Annotated in this window: 17 protein-coding genes, 15 tRNA genes and 2 rRNA genes; 2 read left to right on the forward strand and 32 right to left on the reverse strand. The window is 46.0% G+C overall.

The genetic code is table 11. The features are described from left to right. Positions 1–2: 2 nt before the first annotated feature. The 9 genes from MKY98_RS21440 to MKY98_RS21480 form a co-directional block, all read right to left on the reverse strand. Entirely contained in the window at positions 3–674 is a 672-nt protein-coding gene (locus MKY98_RS21440; protein WP_013311897.1) for a PspA/IM30 family protein, read from the reverse strand. An 84-nt stretch (positions 675–758) separates the two neighbouring features. Beyond that, complete coding sequence (locus tag MKY98_RS21445; RefSeq protein ID WP_013311898.1) at positions 759–1,070, reverse strand: LiaF transmembrane domain-containing protein; 312 nt, start codon at positions 1,068–1,070, stop codon at positions 759–761. 127 nt (positions 1,071–1,197) lie between these two features. Further along, positions 1,198–2,448: an MFS transporter gene (locus tag MKY98_RS21450; RefSeq protein WP_256026131.1), complete on the reverse strand. Its 1,251-nt coding sequence runs from the start codon at positions 2,446–2,448 to the stop codon at positions 1,198–1,200. 129 nt (positions 2,449–2,577) lie between these two features. Next, positions 2,578–3,129 carry a TetR/AcrR family transcriptional regulator gene (locus tag MKY98_RS21455; RefSeq protein WP_029518165.1) on the reverse strand — a complete coding sequence of 184 codons (552 nt, stop codon included), beginning with the start codon at positions 3,127–3,129 and terminating at the stop codon, positions 2,578–2,580. Positions 3,130–3,512: 383 nt separating this feature from the next. Then, entirely contained in the window at positions 3,513–3,752 is a 240-nt protein-coding gene (locus tag MKY98_RS21460) for a NifU family protein (protein WP_013373004.1), read from the reverse strand. 314 nt (positions 3,753–4,066) lie between these two features. After that, the gene (sufB, locus tag MKY98_RS21465) at positions 4,067–5,464 is read right to left on the reverse strand and encodes a Fe-S cluster assembly protein SufB (protein ID WP_069012588.1); all 1,398 of its coding nucleotides are present in this window, start codon (positions 5,462–5,464) and stop codon (positions 4,067–4,069) included. A 43-nt stretch (positions 5,465–5,507) separates the two neighbouring features. Further along, positions 5,508–6,815: a Fe-S cluster assembly protein SufD gene (gene sufD, locus MKY98_RS21470; RefSeq protein ID WP_370682683.1), complete on the reverse strand. Its 1,308-nt coding sequence runs from the start codon at positions 6,813–6,815 to the stop codon at positions 5,508–5,510. A gap of 23 nt (positions 6,816–6,838) precedes the next feature. Further along, positions 6,839–7,615, reverse strand: a complete 777-nt coding sequence (gene sufC / locus MKY98_RS21475) for a Fe-S cluster assembly ATPase SufC (RefSeq protein WP_069012586.1) — start codon at positions 7,613–7,615, stop codon at positions 6,839–6,841. Next, positions 7,596–8,117: a MarR family transcriptional regulator gene (locus tag MKY98_RS21480; protein WP_069012661.1), complete on the reverse strand. Its 522-nt coding sequence runs from the start codon at positions 8,115–8,117 to the stop codon at positions 7,596–7,598. The genes sufC and MKY98_RS21480 overlap by 20 nt, the downstream gene beginning before the upstream one ends. 218 nt (positions 8,118–8,335) lie before the next feature. Between MKY98_RS21480 and MKY98_RS21485 the strand changes: the two genes are divergently transcribed. Both MKY98_RS21485 and MKY98_RS21490 read left to right on the forward strand, forming a co-directional pair. Continuing rightward, entirely contained in the window at positions 8,336–8,551 is a 216-nt protein-coding gene (locus MKY98_RS21485) for a hypothetical protein (RefSeq protein WP_141695532.1), read from the forward strand. 687 nt (positions 8,552–9,238) lie between these two features. Continuing rightward, on the forward strand, positions 9,239–9,367 hold the full coding sequence (locus MKY98_RS21490; RefSeq protein WP_256026129.1) for a hypothetical protein: 129 nt from the start codon (positions 9,239–9,241) through the stop codon (positions 9,365–9,367). A gap of 45 nt (positions 9,368–9,412) precedes the next feature. Here MKY98_RS21490 and MKY98_RS21495 read toward each other — a convergent pair. The 23 genes from MKY98_RS21495 to MKY98_RS21605 form a co-directional block, all read right to left on the reverse strand. Continuing rightward, positions 9,413–9,491 (reverse strand) — tRNA-Leu (locus MKY98_RS21495). Positions 9,492–9,502: 11 nt separating this feature from the next. Continuing rightward, positions 9,503–9,577, reverse strand: a tRNA-Cys gene (locus MKY98_RS21500). 12 nt (positions 9,578–9,589) lie between these two features. Further along, positions 9,590–9,661, reverse strand: a tRNA-Gly gene (locus tag MKY98_RS21505). 7 nt (positions 9,662–9,668) lie between these two features. Then, a tRNA-Gln gene (locus MKY98_RS21510) sits at positions 9,669–9,743 on the reverse strand. A 10-nt stretch (positions 9,744–9,753) separates the two neighbouring features. Further along, a tRNA-His gene (locus tag MKY98_RS21515) sits at positions 9,754–9,826 on the reverse strand. A gap of 17 nt (positions 9,827–9,843) precedes the next feature. Continuing rightward, positions 9,844–9,917 (reverse strand) — tRNA-Trp (locus MKY98_RS21520). Positions 9,918–9,924: 7 nt separating this feature from the next. Continuing rightward, positions 9,925–10,010 (reverse strand) — tRNA-Tyr (locus MKY98_RS21525). Between the two features lie 5 nt (positions 10,011–10,015). Then, positions 10,016–10,091 (reverse strand) — tRNA-Thr (locus MKY98_RS21530). 22 nt (positions 10,092–10,113) lie between these two features. Next, positions 10,114–10,186: transfer RNA gene (locus MKY98_RS21535), tRNA-Phe, on the reverse strand. A 37-nt stretch (positions 10,187–10,223) separates the two neighbouring features. Beyond that, a tRNA-Asp gene (locus tag MKY98_RS21540) sits at positions 10,224–10,300 on the reverse strand. A 15-nt stretch (positions 10,301–10,315) separates the two neighbouring features. Next, positions 10,316–10,392 (reverse strand) — tRNA-Met (locus MKY98_RS21545). 26 nt (positions 10,393–10,418) lie between these two features. Continuing rightward, positions 10,419–10,494: transfer RNA gene (locus MKY98_RS21550), tRNA-Val, on the reverse strand. Between the two features lie 68 nt (positions 10,495–10,562). Beyond that, positions 10,563–10,634, reverse strand: a tRNA-Glu gene (locus MKY98_RS21555). Between the two features lie 17 nt (positions 10,635–10,651). Next, a tRNA-Ser gene (locus MKY98_RS21560) sits at positions 10,652–10,743 on the reverse strand. A gap of 3 nt (positions 10,744–10,746) precedes the next feature. Further along, positions 10,747–10,822 (reverse strand) — tRNA-Asn (locus MKY98_RS21565). Positions 10,823–10,889: 67 nt separating this feature from the next. Then, a 23S ribosomal RNA gene (locus MKY98_RS21570) occupies positions 10,890–13,817 on the reverse strand. 353 nt (positions 13,818–14,170) lie between these two features. Continuing rightward, positions 14,171–15,726, reverse strand: a 16S ribosomal RNA gene (locus tag MKY98_RS21575). The 16S and 23S rRNA genes sit together here with 15 tRNA genes alongside, the layout of an rRNA operon. A 456-nt stretch (positions 15,727–16,182) precedes the next feature. Next, complete coding sequence (locus tag MKY98_RS21580; RefSeq protein WP_081317598.1) at positions 16,183–17,061, reverse strand: nucleotidyltransferase-like protein; 879 nt, start codon at positions 17,059–17,061, stop codon at positions 16,183–16,185. Between the two features lie 111 nt (positions 17,062–17,172). Further along, entirely contained in the window at positions 17,173–18,891 is a 1,719-nt protein-coding gene (locus tag MKY98_RS21585; protein ID WP_069012010.1) for a glycosyl hydrolase family 18 protein, read from the reverse strand. 184 nt (positions 18,892–19,075) lie between these two features. Continuing rightward, positions 19,076–19,507, reverse strand: a complete 432-nt coding sequence (locus MKY98_RS21590) for a Fur family transcriptional regulator (RefSeq protein ID WP_029517193.1) — start codon at positions 19,505–19,507, stop codon at positions 19,076–19,078. 108 nt (positions 19,508–19,615) lie between these two features. Beyond that, the gene (locus MKY98_RS21595; protein WP_029517192.1) at positions 19,616–21,019 is read right to left on the reverse strand and encodes a DUF4097 family beta strand repeat-containing protein; all 1,404 of its coding nucleotides are present in this window, start codon (positions 21,017–21,019) and stop codon (positions 19,616–19,618) included. Between the two features lie 7 nt (positions 21,020–21,026). Further along, positions 21,027–21,680 carry a hypothetical protein gene (locus tag MKY98_RS21600; protein WP_069012013.1) on the reverse strand — a complete coding sequence of 218 codons (654 nt, stop codon included), beginning with the start codon at positions 21,678–21,680 and terminating at the stop codon, positions 21,027–21,029. Positions 21,681–21,763: 83 nt separating this feature from the next. After that, the gene (locus MKY98_RS21605) at positions 21,764–22,477 is read right to left on the reverse strand and encodes an MgtC/SapB family protein (protein ID WP_029517190.1); all 714 of its coding nucleotides are present in this window, start codon (positions 22,475–22,477) and stop codon (positions 21,764–21,766) included. Positions 22,478–22,508 lie beyond the last annotated feature (31 nt).

Genomic DNA, 22,508 nt, shown 5'->3' on the forward strand with positions numbered 1-22,508 from the left:
AATTACTCCTTCCCGCTGTTGTTCAGCTTGCTTTTCAGTCTCGCCCACTCTTGTTCGAGCAGCGATCCACCGCCTTGGGCATCCTGTGCATGGTCGCCCTCACCCCGACGTAAATCACGCAGACTCATCGTTTCTGCTTCCATATCGGCTACCCGGTCTTCCAAGCGGTTGAACATTCGGGGAACATTTCGTCCACCGTATGTACCAGCCCGTTCGTTCATTTGCTGCTGGAGTCTCAACGTCTGTACACGTGCCGCATAATACTGACGCTTGCTGTGTACCGTTTGATATTCTGTCTTTAACGTATCTAGCTGTTGTTCTAGCTCACGTAGTGATTCACGGCTCTGCTCCCACAGTTCTCTATACTGCTCTTCTTTTTCTGCATATAGCATTTTCTCCTGTAGGGCCAGCTTCGCAATATGTTCTTCATCAGCCTTCAAAGCCAGTAGCGCCTGTTCCTCCCGTTTGGTCTGCATGGACAATGCATGATCCAACTGCTGCTTCATCTGTCTTGTATGCATCGCATACTGTTGATGGAGTTTTTCCGCTTCGGCAATTTCCTGGCGGGTATTATACAAGAACTGGTCAATCAGTTGCACTGGGTCTTGGCTTTGTTCCAAATGCTCATTGAAGGTTGCTACTGTGATATCGCGCATTCTTCGAAAAACACTCATTTGCATCTGCTCCTTTCACAATTCGTATCCCCATAATCAAAACTTCGTTACTGCAATATTTCTTCATTCGCTAAACTGCTAAAATCAGTAACGTCTTCTGCGGTCACTCAGCAGGGAAACACCAAATATGATCAATCCGATTGCCAGTAGTGGTCCCAGAAGCCAGGACAGTTTGCCGAGCAAAATCAGTACCCCAAGTACAAGTACGATCCAGCCGAAGAGCGCATTTCCTTTTTTCACACCGTAGTAGCCTAGCATAACCATAGCTATCGGAATTAAGTAACCAATCAGATGTCCTAAAAAGTGACCGAAAAACGGAGTAAACTTACCGAGCAGCATAATCGAACCCAACACGATCAGTACAATGGCTAACCCATTCCCTTTGTTAACTCTCATCATCTCTCACCGCCTTTCACTGTGTCTTGCTTATGTCCTTATTGTACGCTGAACAAGCGTTTGACAAAACGGACCCCAGACGGTTTTTGAACCTAGACCTAAGTCGGGGATGAGTATAGACCTGCGGCTATCTTCCTCTATGCTGTTCTGCTGCACGGGCTATCGAATGTTGCTCACCCGCTTGCTTGGAACGTAGTGAAAGGACGAGACAAGCCAGTAACGCTATAGCTGCAACCATATAAGGCAGATTAATATGAACATCGAACAACAGTCCTGCAATTAATGGTCCAATCACATTACCCAAGCTAGTATAGGATGAGTTCATGCCTGCCACAAAGCCTTGCTCATCTCCGGCCTGCCGCGATAGAGAAGTACTTACTGCCGGGCGAAGGATATCCATAGCCAGAAAAATGATGAAGGTCGTCAGCATAATCATCATGTACTGTTCAGCAAATAGGGTTAGGAAGATGAACAGGCCCCCAATAGCCAAGCAGAGATGAATTACTTTTTTCTCTCCAAAACGATTAATGATCCATCCAAATATAGTTGCTTGGACAACTGCTCCCAAAATGGAGCCTGTCGTTATGATGATGGCAATATCCATCGGTGTGAAACCATATTTATGGTCAACAAACAGTCCAAACACGGTTTCGAAATTCGCTAACCCAAAAGCAACGACAAATACAATGAGTAAACCCATGAAATATGGAGATTGATATGACTTGGCAAATTGCTGCAAAAGATTTTCTTTTTGACGTGGAAGCTCTCTATTATATTGTTGCTTTTCCTTGCTTAAAGACTCAGGCAGCACTAACACAGACAAGATAGCTGCTATTCCCGCAGCTCCAGCTGCCGCAAAGAAGGGAATGCGTATTCCATATGTGGCAAGCAATCCGCCAATCCCTGGCCCGATTATGAAGCCTGTGTTGATCGCCGCATTGATCATGCCCATTCCCTTGCCTCTTTCCTCAAACGAGGTCACGTCAGCGACATAGGCCATTATAGAAGGAGTCAGCAACGCTGCCCCTGCTCCACCCATGATTCGTGCTATGAACAGGGTAGGAATGGAATGAGCCAGTCCAAAAACAAGCTCTGATAACATGAAGATGAACATCCCAGAAACAATCAATTTTTTACGTCCATAACGATCAGACAACTTTCCTGACAATGGTGATAATAAAAGCTGAGTCAACGCAAAAGCTGCAACCATCAGTCCCATCGAAGAACCATTCATCCCTAGCTCACTTATAAATTTAGGTAATACAGGGACAACTAAGCCAATCCCCATGAACGCCAAAAAAATGTTAAGCATCAATAACAGCATTGCTCCTCGATTTCTTGTGAGTATAGACATATTTCCACCCTTCCTTTTCCGTATCTCTTTATTCGATATCAGGTAAACTTCATTATCCCTTTTCAAAAAACAATTGAAACTAAAAATGTTTTCTTAGTTTTCATATAAAAAAGTGGCCTCTTCAAATATGCAGCATATTGTTGAGGCTATTTTTTAATTCTCGACCAAACCGAACAACAAAATATCTACAATAGAATAAGTAGCTTCCTCTACCGTCACACTGTTATCCAGAAAGAAACGCTGATCAAGCGTTAAATTTACAGATTCAATAATAAGCTTCATGATCAGAGCCTCATTTTTGTTCACAATAATTCCTTCTCGGATGCCTTCCTGAATTAATGTTCTAATCGGAGACCAATCATTTAAATCGGCATGTACCCTTTTCCATTGTTCAGGATAATACTTTTTCATCTGGTCCAATATCCTTAAATCGTAAAACTTATAATACAGAGGCATGACCCTAATCGACTGCTTAATCTTGTCTAACAAAGATAACTCATTATTTTGGATAATCTGCTCAGTTTTTCGAATCATATCATCATTTGTACGCTCAATAAGTGTTTCTAAAATAAGCGTCTTAGACGAAAAGTTTTCATACAACGTACGCTTGCTAATAGCGAGTCTTTTCGCAAGATCATCCATCGTAAATTTCAATCCATTTTCATGAACTTCATCTACAAAAGCCTCCAAAATTCTTTCCTGCATATTCTTCCTCATTTCTTTCGCGCTCGGTAAACTAGAAAAGTTTTTTCAGTACCATCATCTTACGATAAGATCAAAGCGCTGGTCAAATCCATGTTAACCTTGTTGCCAAAATCATGAATATATAATAAAAAGGATGATAAAATGCCTTTAAGCATTTTATCACCCTTTTGTGTATGAGCGAGAGGACTAGAACCTCCACGGTTTCCCACTCGATACCGAATATAATATTGATAATACCTTGTTTAATGAAGGGAGATAAGCGCTGCTCGTCGATTTCGACCCGCAAGGTAATCTGTCAATGTACTTTGGTATTGAGCAGCGGGATCAACTTCCGTAGCTATGGTCTGCGACAGGACTAACTCAGTTGCTCAGTATCAAGGAATTTAGAACACTTGTACAACTTCTTTAATATCATCAATTTCCTCAAGAATTGCGCGCTCAATAGCAACCTTTAACGTAATCGTAGCACTTGGGCAACCATTGCAAGCTCCCAAAAATCTTAATTTTGCTATACCGTTCTCAACTTCGACCAGTTCAGCATCTCCACCGTCACGCAGTAAGAAAGGACGTAGTTTGAGAAGAACTTCCGATACTTCATCGAATAAAACTCCATTTTCATCCATTATGTCAATTCCTCCCATTTTCTTTACCAACCGTCATTCATACCTTTTTTCACCCTAGATCGTCTGAGTGATCCTTTGCTTTTTGCCGAAGAGTGACCTCTTGATCCGAAAGTTCCCTTATAAGCGTAAGAATAGAGTCTAAAGGTATCATCACACCACAACTTGCGCTCAATCCTGACAGCATATTGAAGCAGAACTGAAGTTTTCGTATCTCTCGGGTAATTTGAGCTAGTTCTGAATCGTCCGAATTATTTTTCTTCATTACTAGCACCTCTTTAAAGAATGATAAAGGTTTGATCTATTAAATTAATGAATCAACCGATGCTTCCTTCCATCTCAAATTGAATCAACCGATTCATTTCAACGGCATATTCCATTGGCAATTCTTTGGTAAACGGTTCAATAAAGCCCATTACAATCATTTGTGTAGCATCTTGTTCTGTAAGCCCGCGGCTCATTAAGTAAAACAATTGTTCCTCGGACACTTTGGATACTGTTGCCTCGTGCTCCAAAGTAATCTGATCGTTTTTAATTTCATTGTACGGAATCGTATCTGATGTTGACATGTTGTCCAATATCAACGTATCGCACTTAATATTGGACTTGGACCCTGCGGAATCGCGGCTGAAGCTGGACAACCCTCGGTAGTTTACTTTTCCGCCCTGCTTGCTGATGGATTTGGATATAATCGTAGATGTTGTCTCGGGAGCAAGGTGAATTACCTTCGCGCCAGCATCTTGATGCTGATCTTTACCGGCTACGGCAATAGACAGGATGGACCCCTTGGCTCCCCGTCCTTTCAATAATACTGCCGGATACTTCATTGTTACCTTGGAGCCGATGTTGCCGTCCACCCATTCCATTGTGGCATTTTCTTCTGCCACAGCCCTTTGGGTTACCAAGTTGTAGATATTAGGAGCCCAATTCTGAATGGTCGTGTAACGGACACGGGAATCTTTCTGGCAAATAATTTCAATAACTCCACTATGCAGAGAACTGGTACTATAAATAGGTGCTGTACATCCTTCAACATAATGGACAAAGCTGCCCTCTTCGGCAATAATTAATGTCCGCTCGAATTGACCCATATTTTCAGAATTAATACGGAAATAACCTTGTATAGGAACCTCGCACTGAACCCCCTTCGGAATGTATACAAAGCTACCGCCTGACCAAACCGCACTATTAAGCGCCGCAAATTTATTGTCGGCGGGAGGGATGATCGTCCCAAAATGTTGCTTAAACACTTCGGGGTATTGCTTTAATGCACTATCCGTATCAAGGAAAATAACGCCCTGATCCTCCAGTTCTTTCCGCATGCTGTGATAAACTACTTCCGACTCATATTGAGCGGATACGCCCGCCAGGAACTTTTGCTCCGCTTCAGGGATTCCCAGCTTGTCAAAGGTTGCTTTGATCTCGGAAGGAACCTCCTCCCAGGTCTTTCCCTGTTTTTCAGAAGGGCGAACGTAATACTGGATGTCATCAAGATTTAGCCCGGTCAAATCCGCTCCCCATTCAGGCATCGGCATTTTGTAGAATTGATTCAAAGCTTTCAACCGAAAATTGAGCATCCACTCCGGCTCTTCCTTGATCCGGGAAATTTCCCGGACAATCTCTTCCGTCAGACCTTTTCCAGATTGAAAAATAGACTGGTGCTTGTCGCGAAACCCATATTTATATTCGCCCATATCTGGTGCTTTTTTAGCCATTGGTATCACTCCTTTTTAACCTTTCAAGATTCATTTTGATTTGCTATGATCTGCCGAGCTTGCTTTCCACTAAATCTTTTAGGCGACTGCGAACACCTTCCAGCGGGATCTCCGAAATGACAGGAGCGAGAAATCCGAAAATAACAAGATGTTCGGCTTCACTCCGTGATATCCCGCGCGACATCAGATAATAGATTTGCTCTGCATTTACTTGCCCCACGGATGCAGCATGACCCGCGGTTACATCATCCTCATCTATCAGCAGGATCGGATTGGCATCGCCGCGAGCTTTAGGACTTAACATAAGCACGCGTTCTGTTTGCTGACCATCACAATGGGTTGCACCTTTTTCAATCTTTGTAATGCCGTTGATAATGGCCGTAGCTTCTTCAAGCATGACTGCACGCGTAATCATCTGGCTTACCGAGCTTCTGCCAAAATGCTGAGCTTGAGTTGTATAGCTCGATTTTTGATTGCCCGTGCCAATAGCAATCACCTTATTGTCGGAGACCGCCCCGTTGCCTTGTAGCAAAGTCTTGGTATCGCTCACGGTATAACCATTGTTCATCTCACCGATAATCCATTCCACACCCCCATCAGCAAGAACGACCGCCCGTCGCTGGGTGAAATCTGTTGTAGTTACAGCAAGCTGATGAACCGAAGCTACTTGCACCTTTGAGCCCGCCCCCGCGAAGACCTCCGTCACACCGTTATGCAATACCTTGACATCATCACCACTCGATACACAATTATCCACATAAGTGATCTTGCTGTTGCTCCCTGCCACAATTAAGACGTGAGGAGCAAAACACACACCGCTTGTATCGTTAAGAAAGATCGCTTGAATAGGTGCTTCAACCTCTACACCGTCTGGGACATATAGAAAAACGCCACCACTCCATAAGGCACTGTGTGCAGCAGATAAACGATGTTCTTCTGGCTTTACTGCCTGAAAGAGATAACGTTGAACCAGCTCCTCATGCTCTTTTGCCGCAGTATGCAGATCCGTTAAAATGACTCCCTGGGCGGCTAAGCTCTCGGACAATTTCGTATACACTACATCCGAGTTGAACTGAACGATTAGTCCGCCTTTCACCGGAGAAGCAACCAAACCTCGAACAACCTCCGGCGCTTCCTCCAAACTAGACCACGCATTCTCAGCTTTGTAATCTCCACTTTCGTAGATATCCCATTTTTCAAGATTGATTTTCTCCACTTTAGGCAACTCCAGCGTCCCTTCCAGTTCGAGTGCATGAACGCGGCGTTCAATCAGCCAACGAGGTTCATCCTTAGCGCTTGACCATGCGCGTAAATCGTCCACATTCATTGAAACTCTAGCTTGTATATCCACGTGCTGTTCCTCCTCTCCGGCTTTTAAGCATCCCTTACCGTCTCATCCGTAATCCCAAGTTCCTCCTTCACCCAATCGTACCCTTCAGCCTCCAAACGGTGGGCAAGCTCCGGACCGCCAGATTTAACTATCCGGCCTTGCATCATGACATGCACAAAATCCGGGGTAATATAATTCAACAGTCGTTGATAATGGGTGATGATTAAAAAGCCTCTATCCGGGCTGCGCATCTCATTTACGCCATTGGCCACAATACGCAGTGCATCAATATCAAGCCCTGAGTCCACTTCATCCAGGATCACAAACTTGGGTTCAAGTAGCATCATTTGCAAAATCTCATTCCGCTTTTTTTCACCGCCAGAGAATCCCTCATTCAAATAACGATGCATAAATTCCGGGTTCATCTCCAGCCCCTTCATTTTGCTCTCCATTTCACGGATAAAACGGATTAAGGATATCTCATCGCCTTCTTCACGCCGTGCATTGATGGCACTTCTGAGAAAATCCGAGTTGGTCACGCCAGCAATTTCACTTGGGTATTGCATTGCGAGGAACAAGCCTGCCTGGGCACGCTCATCCACCTCCATCTCCAGAAGGTCTTCATTGTCCAATGTCACCTTACCGCCAGTAACCTCATATTTGGGATGGCCCATTAAAGCTGAAGCCAATGTACTTTTTCCCGTCCCATTAGGCCCCATAATCGCATGAATCTCTCCGCCATGAATCTCCAGTGTGAGCCCTTTTAAAATTTCTTTCCCTTCAATCTTGGATCTTAATTCCTCAATCTTTAATGTCGTCATTTATCGTAAACTTCCCTTCGGAGTATTCTTCGGCACGCGCCACCAAATCACTCATAAATTTTCCAATAGTCTGCAGCTCAACCTCTGAATAGGATTCAATGAATTGGTAAAACCTTTCTTCTTTTTCTTTGTGCATTTCTTTATGCAAATGATAAACGTGTCTTCCCTTATCCGTTAAACTAAAGTAAATCTCCTTACGATTGCTGTTCAGTTGACTTCTCATAATGAAGCCCATTTCCAGCAGCTTTGCACTAATTTTAGTAATGCTAGCTTTGGACAACCCCATCTTCTCCACAATCCCGGTATGATTTATCGGTTCATAATCACCAATGCAATCAATAACGTGCACACTAGTAATATTGTTGGAGAGCATGTCAATCTGGTACTTTTTGGCCTGTTGCCGAAACGAGTTAAATTCTTGTTCAGTATACAGCTCATTCAGATGTAGCATTTTAATATATTGCTCGTAAAGATGACCTTTAAAATGATTTTGAAACTCCAATTTCCCAATCTCCCCTCTCTTGTAGTAGTTGCAGACCAAGTTCAGTGTCCCCATTAGATTTTTTTGTTCACTAGTAAACAAAATTATATTAACACAATTGATATTGATAATCAATATCAATTGTGTTAAATGTGGCGCAATTTTGGAGGCGCTTTTCATGGGTTTGTTGTCATTGTCATAGGCCTCATGCTGTGTTTTGACTAGGGCACGTCCCGGAAATGGTTTTGAATACCGCTGATCAATCCTGCTTTGCGGGGGTTGAACAATGGAACCAATTCGGCAGCATCCGGATGGATCTGGTAACCGAAGCCAAGTCCAATACCGTTGCCTATGAACGTCATGGTACACCTGCCACAGACTGGGGTCGCTACCGTAAAAAGAGGACGAAGGTGGTGCTTGGCCGAGCTGTTTTAAAGCCGTATCGCCGCGTTTGAGTACGCTATCGTGAGCATGTATGGCAATGAATAATCCGTCAGTTACCTGTGGTGGATATGTTATGGGGCCAAAGAGTAACCAAAAACTGTGGTTATTGCTGGTGAATCCGAACAGGCGATGCTCCATTCTAGCCAGCACCGATCTAACACTGGAGGCGACCTAGATCATCGAACTTTATACCGCCCGGTTCAAAAACAAATGTACCTTCTGGGCGCTAAAGCAATCCATCGGCGGATTCAGCTACCACTTTTGTAGCAAATCCATTCCGAAGCTCAACCGGTATTTGAAAAAGGATCGGGTTCACCCTCTGGAGTTGTTGGAAGAGGAGAAAGCGTAACGGGACATCCGCCTAACTGTAAAGATGAGAATGGTAAACGATAACCGAAATGGATCCCTACGGAGCTTAAATAAAAGGAACCAAGAAAAGAGCCGAAATCTTGCTTCAGGAAGCCAGGAAGAATTATCATATGGAAGGACAAGCACTCGCGGTTGAAAACGAAGATATGCTGTAAGAGTAAAAGCGGCTACTCTATCCGGTAATCTGCCACTGGTGGACACGTTCTATGAGCTTCTGATTCGTATGAAGGAATAACAGGAATCCTATCGCTTATCTTCTGACAATTCTTATTGTCTTGAATACCTGGAGTATATTTATGTATATTTATGTAGATGTATTAGGGGTAAGCATGAAAGAAGTTCAGGAATGGTTAGGCCACAGCGATTATGCAACAACGGCAAATATTTATTCGCATCTGGAATACAACTCAAAGGTGTCTTCAACTCAAGCAATGAGTGGGGTACTAAAGCTCAAATAAAAAAAAGCTCACTAGAGAATGTCTCTAATGAACTCTTTTAGTTAATACCGGCGAGAGGACTCGAACCTCCACGGTTTCCCACTCGATTTTGAGTCGAGCGCGTCTGCCATTCCGCCACGCCGGCGTATTCAATTATGGAGGCGCCACCCAGATTTGAACTGGGGAATAAAGCTTTTGCAGAGCTTTGCCTTACCACTTGGCTATGGCGCCAGAGTATAACAAAGCGGACGACGGGAATCGAACCCGCGACCCTCGCCTTGGCAAGGCGATGCTCTACCGCTGAGCCACGTCCGCATAAAGATGGCTGGGGATATAGGATTTGAACCTATGCATGACGGAGTCAAAGTCCGTTGCCTTACCGCTTGGCTAATCCCCAATAAGTAAAGGGCGGCCGATGGGGCTTGAACCCACGAATGCCGGAGTCACAGTCCGGTGCGTTAACCACTTCGCCACGACCGCCGCAAGTAATGAATAATTGGCAGGGGCAGCAGGAATTGAACCCACACCAACGGTTTTGGAGACCGTTGTTCTACCTTTAAACTATGCCCCTATAAAACTGGTGGAGGATGATGGATTCGAACCACCGAACCCGTAAGGGAGCAGATTTACAGTCTGATGCGTTTGGCCACTTCGCTAATCCTCCAAAAATGGTGCCGGCGAGAGGACTTGAACCCCCAACCTACTGATTACAAGTCAGTTGCTCTACCAGTTGAGCTACACCGGCACATAAAATATTCAATTAAAAGTGGCTCGGGACGGAATCGAACCGCCGACACGAGGATTTTCAGTCCTCTGCTCTACCGACTGAGCTACCGAGCCTTAGAATAAGGCTCTTCATTACACGTTATAATACTAATGGCGGAACTGACGGGATTCGAACCCGCGATCTCCTGCGTGACAGGCAGGCATGTTAGGCCTCTACACCACAGTTCCATAATAATTTTTAATTGGTTGCGGGGGCAGGATTTGAACCTGCGACCTTCGGGTTATGAGCCCGACGAGCTACCGAACTGCTCCACCCCGCGACAATAATAAATATAAAATTTTCAAATGGTGGAGGCTGAGGGGCTCGAACCCCCGACCCTCTGCTTGTAAGGCAGATGCTCTCCCAGCTGAGCTAAGCCTCCACACCGAAACACTTTTCATATTATACCATAATAAACTTTTTATTGCAAGTTTTTTTATGATATTTTTATGACCCGTAGGGGATTCGAACCCCTGTTACCTCCGTGAAAGGGAGGTGTCTTAACCCCTTGACCAACGGGCCATACAATAAAATAATTATGGCGGAGAGAGAGGGATTCGAACCCTCGAGACGCTTTTGGCGCCTACACGATTTCCAATCGTGCTCCTTCGGCCAACTCGGACACCTCTCCATATGGCTCCCCGAACAGGACTCGAACCTGTGACAACTCGATTAACAGTCGAGTGCTCTACCAACTGAGCTATCAGGGAATATTAAGCATTTGTTTCAAGGTTACACCCTGAAAACTGGATCCGAAACTCATTTGCGTTTTATTTTTAGGATAAGCCCTCGACCGATTAGTATTGGTCAGCTCCATGCATTACTGCACTTCCACCCCCAACCTATCTACCTCGTCGTCTTCAAGGGGTCTTACATACTGGGAAATCTCATCTTGAGGGGGGCTTCACGCTTAGATGCTTTCAGCGCTTATCCCTTCCGTACATAGCTACCCAGCGGTGCTCCTGGCGGAACAACTGGTACACCAGCGGTACGTCCATCCCGGTCCTCTCGTACTAAGGACAGCTCCTCTCAAATTTCCTACGCCCACGACAGATAGGGACCGAACTGTCTCACGACGTTCTGAACCCAGCTCGCGTACCGCTTTAATGGGCGAACAGCCCAACCCTTGGGACCTACTTCAGCCCCAGGATGCGATGAGCCGACATCGAGGTGCCAAACCTCCCCGTCGATGTGGACTCTTGGGGGAGATAAGCCTGTTATCCCCAGGGTAGCTTTTATCCGTTGAGCGATGGCCCTTCCATGCGGTACCACCGGATCACTAAGCCCGACTTTCGTCCCTGCTCGACTTGTAGGTCTCGCAGTCAAGCTCCCTTCTGCCTTTGCACTCTTCGAATGATTTCCAACCATTCTGAGGGAACCTTGGGGCGCCTCCGTTACTCTTTAGGAGGCGACCGCCCCAGTCAAACTGCCCACCTGACACTGTCCTCGCACCGGATTACGGTACCAAGTTAGAACCTAGATACGATCAGGGTGGTATCCCAAGGATGCCTCCCCTCAAGCTGGCGCTCAAGGCTCAACGGCTCCCACCTATCCTGTACAGATCGTACCCAAATTCAATATCAAGCTGCAGTAAAGCTCCATGGGGTCTTTCCGTCTTGTCGCGGGTAACCTGCATCTTCACAGGTATTAAAATTTCACCGGATCTCTCGTTGAGACAGCGCCCAAGTCGTTACGCCATTCGTGCGGGTCAGAATTTACCTGACAAGGAATTTCGCTACCTTAGGACCGTTATAGTTACGGCCGCCGTTTACTGGGGCTTCGGTTCATAGCTTCGCTCTTGCGAGCTTACCACTCCCCTTAACCTTCCAGCACCGGGCAGGCGTCAGCCCGTATACTTCGCCTTGCGGCTTCGCACAGACCTGTGTTTTTGCTAAACAGTCGCTTGGGCCTTTTCACTGCGGCCCCCTCGGGCTATTCACCCTACCGAGGCACCCCTTCTCCCGAAGTTACGGGGTCATTTTGCCGAGTTCCTTAACGAGAGTTCTTCCGCGCGCCTTAGAATTCTCTTCTCGCCTACCTGTGTCGGTTTGCGGTACGGGCACCTTCTCCTGGCTAGAGGCTTTTCTTGGCAGTCTGAGATCATGACCTTCGCTACTACAATTTTCGCTCCCCATCACAGCCCAGCCTTAACGATGTGCGGATTTGCCTACACACCAGCCTCACTGCTTAGACGGACATCCATCCGTCCGCGTCACTACCCTACTGCGTCACCCCATCGCTCATAACGGATTACGGTGGTACAGGAATTTCGACCTGTTGTCCTTCGACTACGCCTATCGGCCTCGCCTTAGGTCCCGACTTACCCTGAGCGGACGAACCTTCCTCAGGAACCCTTAGGCTTTCGGCGGATCTGATTCTCACAGATCTTTTCGTTACTCATACCGGCATTCTCACTTGAATGCAGTCCAGCGCTCCTTACGGTACACCTTCAACCCGCATTCAACGCTCCCCTACCCCTGATGCAAGCATCAAGCCATAGCTTCGGTGGTGTGTTTAGCCCCGTTACATTTTCGGCGCAGAGTCACTCGACCAGTGAGCTATTACGCACTCTTTCAATGGTGGCTGCTTCTAAGCCAACATCCTGGTTGTCTGTGCAACTCCACATCCTTTCCCACTTAACACACACTTGGGGACCTTAGCTGATGGTCTGGGCTGTTTCCCTTTCGACAATGGATCTTAGCACTCACTGTCTGACTCCCGGAACTAAATCTATGGCATTCGGAGTTTGACTGAGCTTGGTAACCCTTGCGGGCCCCGCACCCAATCAGTGCTCTACCTCCACGATTCTTCTTTCCGAGGCTAGCCCTAAAGCTATTTCGGGGAGAACCAGCTATCTCCGGGTTCGATTGGAATTTCTCCGCTACCCCCACCTCATCCCCGCATTTTTCAACATGCGTGGGTTCGGGCCTCCAGTGCGTGTTACCGCACCTTCACCCTGGACAGGGGTAGATCACCCGGTTTCGGGTCTACGTCCACGTACTCATTCGCCCTATTCAGACTCGCTTTCGCTGCGGCTTCAGCTCTTCACCTTAACCTTGCACGGGAACGTAACTCGCCGGTTCATTCTACAAAAGGCACGCCATCACCCATAGATCGGGCTCTGACTTCTTGTAAGCACACGGTTTCAGGATCTATTTCACTCCCCTTCCGGGGTGCTTTTCACCTTTCCCTCACGGTACTGCTTCACTATCGGTCGCCAGGGAGTATTTAGCCTTGGCAGATGGTCCTGCCGGATTCATACGGGGTTTCACGTGCCCCGCACTACTCGGGATCCGTCTCGGAGAGAACCAGTTTTGAACTACAGGGCTTTTACCTTCTCTGGCGGGCCTTTCCAGACCTCTTCATCTAACCGGTTCCTTTGTAACTCCATGTGAGACGTCCCACAACCCCAAGGAGCAAGCTCCTTGGTTTGGGCTAATCCGCGTTCGCTCGCCGCTACTGACGGAATCACTATTGTTTTCTCTTCCTCAGGGTACTTAGATGTTTCAGTTCCCCTGGTCTGCCTCTATTCTGCCTATGTATTCAGCAGAAAGTGACTGTCGATGAAGACAGCCGGGTTTCCCCATTCGGACATCCCCGGATCAAAGCTTGCTTACAGCTCCCCGAGGCCTTATCGTTGTTCGCCACGTCCTTCGTCGGCTCCTGGCGCCTAGGCATCCTCCGTGTGCTCTTTGTAGCTTAACCTAGTATTTACATCGTAAATACGATTTGCTTTGAATTTCGGTTCAACACTTACGTGTGAATGAAATTCAAGGCAGCTACCTTTATTTCACTTGTTTACACAAGATCAGCTTAAAGGAATATTCTAAAACGCAATTTCGTTTCGGTATCCAGTTTTCAAGGTGCAATTCGCTTCATCGAAGCGAAACCCGATGAATATTACGGTTCCACACGGATGTGTGAATGAAGTATTCGTCGAAGCTTGAGAGTTTGAGCTCTCAAAACTGAGCAACGAGTGAGTAACAGGCCTAAACCTGAGTTTTGAAGCTTACGCTTCATATTTGAATGTTTCCATCGCAGGAAACGATTCTCCATAGAAAGGAGGTGATCCAGCCGCACCTTCCGATACGGCTACCTTGTTACGACTTCACCCCAATCATCTACCCCACCTTCGGCGGCTGGCTCCCTTGCGGGTTACCCCACCGACTTCGGGTGTTGTAAACTCTCGTGGTGTGACGGGCGGTGTGTACAAGACCCGGGAACGTATTCACCGCGGCATGCTGATCCGCGATTACTAGCAATTCCGACTTCATGTAGGCGAGTTGCAGCCTACAATCCGAACTGAGACCGGCTTTTCTAGGATTGGCTCCACCTCGCGGCTTCGCTTCCCGTTGTACCGGCCATTGTAGTACGTGTGTAGCCCAGGTCATAAGGGGCATGATGATTTGACGTCATCCCCACCTTCCTCCGGTTTGTCACCGGCAGTCTGCTTAGAGTGCCCAGCTTGACCTGCTGGCAACTAAGCATAAGGGTTGCGCTCGTTGCGGGACTTAACCCAACATCTCACGACACGAGCTGACGACAACCATGCACCACCTGTCTCCTCTGTCCCGAAGGAAAGGTCTATCTCTAGACCGGTCAGAGGGATGTCAAGACCTGGTAAGGTTCTTCGCGTTGCTTCGAATTAAACCACATACTCCACTGCTTGTGCGGGTCCCCGTCAATTCCTTTGAGTTTCAGTCTTGCGACCGTACTCCCCAGGCGGAATGCTTAATGTGTTAACTTCGGCACCAAGGGTATCGAAACCCCTAACACCTAGCATTCATCGTTTACGGCGTGGACTACCAGGGTATCTAATCCTGTTTGCTCCCCACGCTTTCGCGCCTCAGCGTCAGTTACAGCCCAGAGAGTCGCCTTCGCCACTGGTGTTCCTCCACATCTCTACGCATTTCACCGCTACACGTGGAATTCCACTCTCCTCTTCTGCACTCAAGCTCCCCAGTTTCCAGTGCGACCCGAAGTTGAGCCTCGGGATTAAACACCAGACTTAAAGAGCCGCCTGCGCGCGCTTTACGCCCAATAATTCCGGACAACGCTTGCCCCCTACGTATTACCGCGGCTGCTGGCACGTAGTTAGCCGGGGCTTTCTTCTCAGGTACCGTCACTCTTGTAGCAGTTACTCTACAAGACGTTCTTCCCTGGCAACAGAGCTTTACGATCCGAAAACCTTCATCACTCACGCGGCGTTGCTCCGTCAGGCTTTCGCCCATTGCGGAAGATTCCCTACTGCTGCCTCCCGTAGGAGTCTGGGCCGTGTCTCAGTCCCAGTGTGGCCGATCACCCTCTCAGGTCGGCTACGCATCGTCGCCTTGGTAGGCCTTTACCCCACCAACTAGCTAATGCGCCGCAGGCCCATCCACAAGTGACAGATTGCTCCGTCTTTCCTCCCTCGCCCATGCAGGAAAAGGATGTATCGGGTATTAGCTACCGTTTCCGGTAGTTATCCCTGTCTTGTGGGCAGGTTGCCTACGTGTTACTCACCCGTCCGCCGCTAGGTTATTTAGAAGCAAGCTTCTAAATAACCCCGCTCGACTTGCATGTATTAGGCACGCCGCCAGCGTTCGTCCTGAGCCAGGATCAAACTCTCCATTAAAGACCAACCGAAGCTGGTTTATAGAAAGAGCGATAAGCTCATGTTGAAACTGACGAGATAAAAAATATCTCTTGTTTGATTTTGCAAGCAAAATCGTTTTACTCACTCGTTGTTCAGTTTTCAAAGATCAAACCTACATAACGTCTTACTTTGTTTCACCACCGCGTCTCAGCGGCGACTTAAATAATGTAACACATAACCTCATTTTTCGTCAAGCTTTTTTTTGAAAACTTATTTTTTCCGCTTGATGCAACACGTTTATCCTGCTTTAAACAGTTCAAAACTATTCATGCTGCTTAATGGGGCGAGTTATAACTTATCACATATTTTATATACTCGTCAACCTAAATTAATAATTTATATTTTTTAACTATTTATAAATACTAGATCATGTGCAAAAAAAGGAAGAAAAGTCGGTTTAACAACCTTTCTTCCTGACAAATCAACCCCTGTACATCAAATAAGAGAGTAACGCAGTTCACGATTTTGCCCGCGATCCCTAAAATCCCCGGCAGCTGTTTCTCTAATAAGTGATCGATATACCAGTTTACGGAGCACGACGGTAAGATCCAATTGGAGATTCTTTAGCTCAGGATGGTTAATAAGTTCATTTATAGACCAAGGTTCCCGTCTGCTGCCTAATATACGGAATAGCGGAGAGGAGCACTCCTCCATTTTTGACATAACTGAAAATTCACAAGCAAGCAGTACTAGTTCAACCCGTTGTTCCAAGGTTTCCGTACTTAATGTGAGTTCGTTATACAGTTTGTCAATTGTTCGATCCAGAGGCTGTACCTGAACCCATAAGTGAACCTTTGGATAAATCCCCCGTTCAATGAGTTCAATAGATGCCCAATGATCCAATGCTTTCAGAACACTTTGATAAGCGTCAATGATCCGCCCTTCTCGCACCGCTCTTTTACCATGAACGTAATTGACCAGAAAGCGGGAGAACTCATGAAATCGCTTCTGCTCCCGCAGTGGATCGTTAAACTCAACAATTTCCTGTCTTAAAAAACGAACCCTGTCATCCCTTTCCCAGACAATACGCCCTTCTAGCACATAATCTATAATGTTGGCTTGTTCACCAGCGATAATCCATTCCTTCAGACAACTGAGCGTTGCGTACAACACTTGGCATCTTAAACCATTCATAAATAAGTGTTGAATAGAACGGACTGGCTTGGTGCCTTCTCCAATAATTAGAATAAGTTCATCAAAGTCATACAACATTGAACCGTGAAAATACTCTCCCGGTTTTCTGTACGAAATAATACCTATCGAATCCTCCTGCAACAATTCATCATATATCAGGTTTAATTTGGTTAGCTGCACTTCTCCCTCCATACCTGCAAGGCGGCTATGACCGCAAATTGGATATTTGGATACATGTGATCATTTCTACATAAATAAGAAACTTCCTTCTTCAATTGTAATTTTTTTATCTTATTCACTTATTTTTTTCAGTGTTATCCAAGCGTCTTTATCTGCAAAGCTTCGATTCCACACACCAATTCCTCCGAGCTTCAGCGATTTGGCAAGTTCTACTCTTGCCTTCAGAGATACCTGATCCTCCAGCCAAATCTTTTTGACTACGCCGTCTTCTGTATACTCGACATAATTCTGGCCTTCGGAAGCTCTAAACTTGGGCTTCAACTTAAATTGGGCTATGATATTGGCTGCTGACTCCATACCAAGTGATTTGGAGGTGACCTTAATCTTCCCTTCTTTGGGAGTCTCGGACCACACGCGAGTATATAATGGAATACCTAAAACCACTTTTTGAGACGGCACTTCATCTTCCCGAATAATTCGCTTAATTGACGCTTCCGTCCATGGTAACGAGGCGACGGAACCAGCTTTTGGACTAGCCGCCCAATGCTCATCATACGCCATTACCATGAGATAATCTGTTATAGTCCCCAATGCTTTTCGATCCAAAAAAACAGACCACATCTCACTTTGAGATTTAGGCGTAACATCAATGGACAGTATCAAATCATGTTCCCGAGCCATCGGTTTAAGTTCACGCAAAAATTGGGTGACATTGGGGCCATCCTTTGTATGAACATTTTCAAAGTCGATATTAATACCGTCCAGATCATTTTGTTGAGCAAGTGAAATCATCTGATCTACAATCGACTTTCGACGTTCAAAGGTAGACAAAGCTTCTGTTGTTAGTTCGGGATTAAAACTGTTGCTCAACAACCCCCAAACCTCCATACCCTTGCGATGTGCCCAGCTGACATAAGAAGGATCCGCTTTGCTTTCTACAGTGCCCTCATGATCGACGACACTGAACCACGTAGGGCTCACCACATTTACTCCAGGCATAGGATCAAACTTGGAAGGATCGGGCTTGCGATTATAGACGGCTTCCCAAGCGAGATTCACTGGTCTCCCCTCCCAATGCTTCTCCGATATGGACAAATCGTCCTTAACCGAAGGAATCACAAGCTCTTCTCCTTCAGCGATATGGTCTGATTTAATGTATCCTGCATAGCCATTGTCTAACTGCACAAAATACCAATCACCCTGTTGGGACCAGATACGTACTTTCGTCCGCTGAGGTACATCTGTCAAAATAAAAGATAGGCTAGAGGCTTCTTTACGTAAGGCAATTCTAGCATCCTGTTGCCCATCCTTCTTTTCTACATTACCCAGCCTGACCTTCTCGCCGGCCTTCATCAAGATAACGGCACCCGTTACAGAGTCTTCGTGTATAGAAACGCCGTATACTTCACGTACAGCCTCTATCGGGATATATACCTCTCCACTGATCACCTGGGGGGCTGCGCTCAGCGCATATGTTTTACCATTCAATTCCCCTTGTGCCTTCGAAACCTTCATATAGAGCAAGCTTTGTCTCGTCGCCATAATGACGGTTTGGCTGTCATCCTCATAGCGAACCGAAGGATCAATTTGACTTTGCACCAATTTAAGCGGCATCAGCATGTTCTTGCCGGAGCTTTGAGCTTCATACCCAGTCAACTTGCCCTGCATAAAAATAGGACGGACACTGCCCTGCCAATCGGGTTTCTCATGAAGGGGATTACCAAACCATACGACAGTAATTGCGCATATAATCGCTGCAAATAATAGCAGGCTTGCCGCTCCTTTGAATCGTGAACGTTTACGGCGGCGTCTGGAATGATTTCTGGCCAATATTGAACCTCCATTGTATGAACTTTGAATTCCGTATTTTGTAACCTCAACAGATTACTTGAAACAAAAGTAAAGTGATTTAAACAAAAAAACGCGGTAAATCCCCGCTTACGGAGAATTGCTCACGTTTCCAATCCATTACAATATATACATACCGCACAAAAAAACTCTATTCCTTGTTTCGTTACGTTTGTTTGTTACTACAAGTTTTGCATACTCCGTGTAACTCCATACGATGTCCATGCACTTCGAAGCCTGTTTCCAACGCAGCATGACGTTCCACATCAGCCAAATAGGGATAACTGAAATCTTCAATTTTTCCGCATTTTTCGCAAATGATGTGATAGTGCTCCGAAATATTGGCATCATAACGACTGGCGTTATCTCCATAGGTCAACTCATGTACCATACCCGCTTCTATAAACATCTTTAAGTTATTATAAACCGTAGCCACACTCATACTTGGAAACTTGGACTCAAGCGCTCGATATATTTCATCTGCAGTCGGATGCCCCATGGTTTCCATCAAATAGTTTAATATGGCATGACGCTGGGGTGTTATGCGTACACCTGTCTTCTTTAGAAGTTCCAAAGCATGCTGGACGCGTGCTGCCATATATGTCCACCGCCTTATCCCTTACTTACGATCCTATCAATTACCACGCATCTATTTACAACTTACTTCTAAACCTACTCACATTGTACGGTCTACTCAAGTTTCTTGTCAACGCGCCGTATTGTCGCCGGATGCTCCTATAGAGGTATCTGTCTCGGGAGCTCTAGGTTCAGCCGGAGAGATTTCAGATGTATCGGGCGCAGTCGTACCCCCGGAATCTTCCAAGTCGGGTAACGACGGCATCAGTAACTTTTTAATGGTTAAATTACTGTTGCCCTCCACGTTGATCGCATACTTGCCTGTCCCGTTTTGGCCTGAAATACTTTTACTGTCTATTTTAAATGGAAAATCGGATTGAAGATTACCATAACTGCTTGAACCCTCTAACTGAAAATCTCCATTCGACGGAAGATCCAATACGATATCACCGACAGCACTGTATATTTTCCAATCTCCGCTCACCTGTTCGCTATGCACTTTGATAGAGCCATTAAGCGAATTAGCATTCAGCTTGGCTGTAGAATTCAACACATTCATGTCCCCATTCTGAGTATCAACAGTGATATCTCCTTCCGAACGAGCAAGCTGAATGTCACCTACCATGGTATGTAGTGTGACAGCTCCCTCAATATCGCCTGCCTGCATGTCGCCTCGGTTCGTGCGCACATCCACATCTCCAGAAATCCGATGCAATTTAACCTGACCGTTCAGCGTGCCTCCCTTGACATTGCCGATAGCGTCATTAACGATGAGATTTCCATTACCGCTCTCGAGTCTAATGCTGTCAATAGCATCAACTCCATTCAAGGTAATATTCCCGTTGGAGGTTCTAATCTGCATATTGAACCGTCGGTCCTCAGGCACGGTGATCAGCATGTTCACACGGGGCTGACGTTTGCTTGATGCTCCGTATGACTGTGCCTCCGGACGAATCTGGATAGTCTTGCCGTCGGTAGAAGTCAGTGAAGAAGCTTGAGCAATCTTGTCCGCTTCGGCAGCAGGCGCTTGATCCACCCATAGAGTCCCTCGTACCTCTATATTGGACACAGGTCGTCTGATCAGTGTTACATCACCATTAACCGAATCAACTATTAAATCGGACGTCTGCATAGTTACAGGTACCAGCACACCACCCATATCATACCGATTCTCTTTAGCCTGGCTAAAATCCATAGAGGCTGACGTCAGATTGAGACTGACCCGATTCCACAGATACATATAATGATTTTGCTGGGTCACGATAAAAACCGAGGCTGCCACTACCAAAGCGGACAGAATCCCCTTTAGGTCAGGTCTGAATCGCCTTCCATTGTCAGACTTGCCTTCTTTCCGAAAGTACACAGCAAAAAAAATTAGATACTCCAGTCCCCAAAGCACGAAGATTACGGGCCACCAAACGAGGAGTTGAAGCATATATTCAGTATTTTGAAACACATCTACAATAAGCAAAATGCCTACAGCCATCAACAGAAGCGAAGAGGTGTAGCGCCCGACTCTTATTTTACGGTGCACGCCAGCTTCACCCTCTTTCTTTCAACTTTTTACGCTTAAAGGTCAGAAGGGCTTCCCTTAGAAAAAGGAATAAACCGATCATCATTAATAAAATAGCCAGCGTAAGGAATCCATAATCCTCAAAGAAATTGCTCAACCAGCGAGGTTTCATGCGAAACAAAATCATAAGCCCACCGCCTGCCACCATCAGCACAGCAAAAGCAAAGCCTCTCTCCCACGTATAAAAAGGACTACTTTGCTGGCCTCTAGCATCCATTCGTACATAACGATCGGGCTTACGTCGATAGCGAACCATATAATCTGCAGACTGTAAGACATCATATACATTATAAAAATATAAAACAGGTATGAACAATCCAAGCAAAATAAGTAATGGAATGTTGATCCTTAAGCCGTCAGAGGAAACATACAGCATCGCAAAAATATCTAGCAGGAGCAATACAATAAAACTAAGCCCCCTGATAAACAGTCCTAAAAAAAGATGTCCTAGTCCGGGTAACAATGCCGCCATGATAATGGCAATCACTTTGCGAAATTTAGCGTATTTTAGACGCTTCCCCTGTCTGGGCTGTTCCCGCTGTTCCGATGCTTGTAGCTGTCCAGCCTCTCCAGACGGTAACGGTTGTTCCGAGTTCATGCCATCCTCCCCTTTGAATCCCATACGTGGTTCCGCTGAAAAACATTTCAATGCTTACATAGTACCCCAATCAGATTTAAGAGTAACTGTTAAAAAAAGGTACCCTATTACTCAACAGAGACTGCAGCTATATCTTCCCATTGTCGTAAATCTGCTGCAATACGTACAGGATTAAAATCATGACGGGCCAGCACCTCTAGGGAAACCTCCATACTCTGCCGATCTGGATGTAATTCGTGAAATGGGACATTTTCATGTTCTTTAATCATTATTTTACGTATTTCCACTTTTTCTTGCTCTAAATAAGTCGAAATCTGATCCAGCAATCCGTGAGAGGCCAATCCGTACAATGTAATAAGATGGCGCTTGCGTCCACGCATATACCGAAGTTCAACTTTGTTAAACACCCATAAATTTAAAAATACGAGCACTGTCGCCGCTATAGATGGGAAATAAAACCCTGCTCCAACCCCAAGGCCAATAGCAGCCACGACCCAAATGGAAGCCGCAGTCGTTAGTCCGGTAATGGATTTACCTGTGAACATAATCGTTCCTGCACCCAAAAAGCCTACGCCAGTGATCACAGCGGTAGCCAAACGAGCGGGATCTATGCGTACATTAGCTTCTTTAATAAAATCGGCAAAGCCGTAAATGGAGAGTAGCATAATCAGCGTCGAACCAAGGCTGACCATAATATGAGTCCTCAAACCAGCTGCGTGATTGGAACGCTCGCGTTCAAACCCAATGAATCCACCGAGAAGCATGGACAGTAAAAGCCGTAAAATGATATGTGAATCGTCTATAATCCACGGATTATTCATTCGAGTCTCTCCTCCCGGTTATGTCGTGCTT

It is taken from the genome of Paenibacillus sp. FSL M8-0228 (genome assembly GCF_038007385.1).
GTDB lineage: Bacteria > Bacillota > Bacilli > Paenibacillales > Paenibacillaceae > Paenibacillus > Paenibacillus polymyxa_D.

Excerpts from the sequence above, each read along its gene's own strand:
- MKY98_RS21445 (WP_013311898.1), bottom strand. The coding sequence starts at position 1,070 with ATGAGAGTTAACAAAGGGAATGGGTTAGCCATTGTACTGATCGTGTTG.
- sufC (WP_069012586.1), bottom strand. The coding sequence starts at position 7,615 with ATGACGACATTAAAGATTGAGGAATTAAGATCCAAGATTGAAGGGAAA.
- MKY98_RS21455 (WP_029518165.1), bottom strand. The coding sequence starts at position 3,129 with ATGCAGGAAAGAATTTTGGAGGCTTTTGTAGATGAAGTTCATGAAAAT.
- MKY98_RS21490 (WP_256026129.1), top strand. The coding sequence starts at position 9,239 with ATGAAAGAAGTTCAGGAATGGTTAGGCCACAGCGATTATGCAACAACG.
- MKY98_RS21440 (WP_013311897.1), bottom strand. The coding sequence starts at position 674 with ATGAGTGTTTTTCGAAGAATGCGCGATATCACAGTAGCAACCTTCAAT.
- MKY98_RS21600 (WP_069012013.1), bottom strand. The coding sequence starts at position 21,680 with ATGGGATTCAAAGGGGAGGATGGCATGAACTCGGAACAACCGTTACCG.
- MKY98_RS21460 (WP_013373004.1), bottom strand. The coding sequence starts at position 3,752 with ATGGATGAAAATGGAGTTTTATTCGATGAAGTATCGGAAGTTCTTCTC.
- MKY98_RS21590 (WP_029517193.1), bottom strand. The coding sequence starts at position 19,507 with ATGGCAGCACGCGTCCAGCATGCTTTGGAACTTCTAAAGAAGACAGGT.
- sufB (WP_069012588.1), bottom strand. The coding sequence starts at position 5,464 with ATGGCTAAAAAAGCACCAGATATGGGCGAATATAAATATGGGTTTCGC.
- MKY98_RS21605 (WP_029517190.1), bottom strand. The coding sequence starts at position 22,477 with ATGAATAATCCGTGGATTATAGACGATTCACATATCATTTTACGGCTT.
- MKY98_RS21485 (WP_141695532.1), top strand. The coding sequence starts at position 8,336 with ATGGTTTTGAATACCGCTGATCAATCCTGCTTTGCGGGGGTTGAACAA.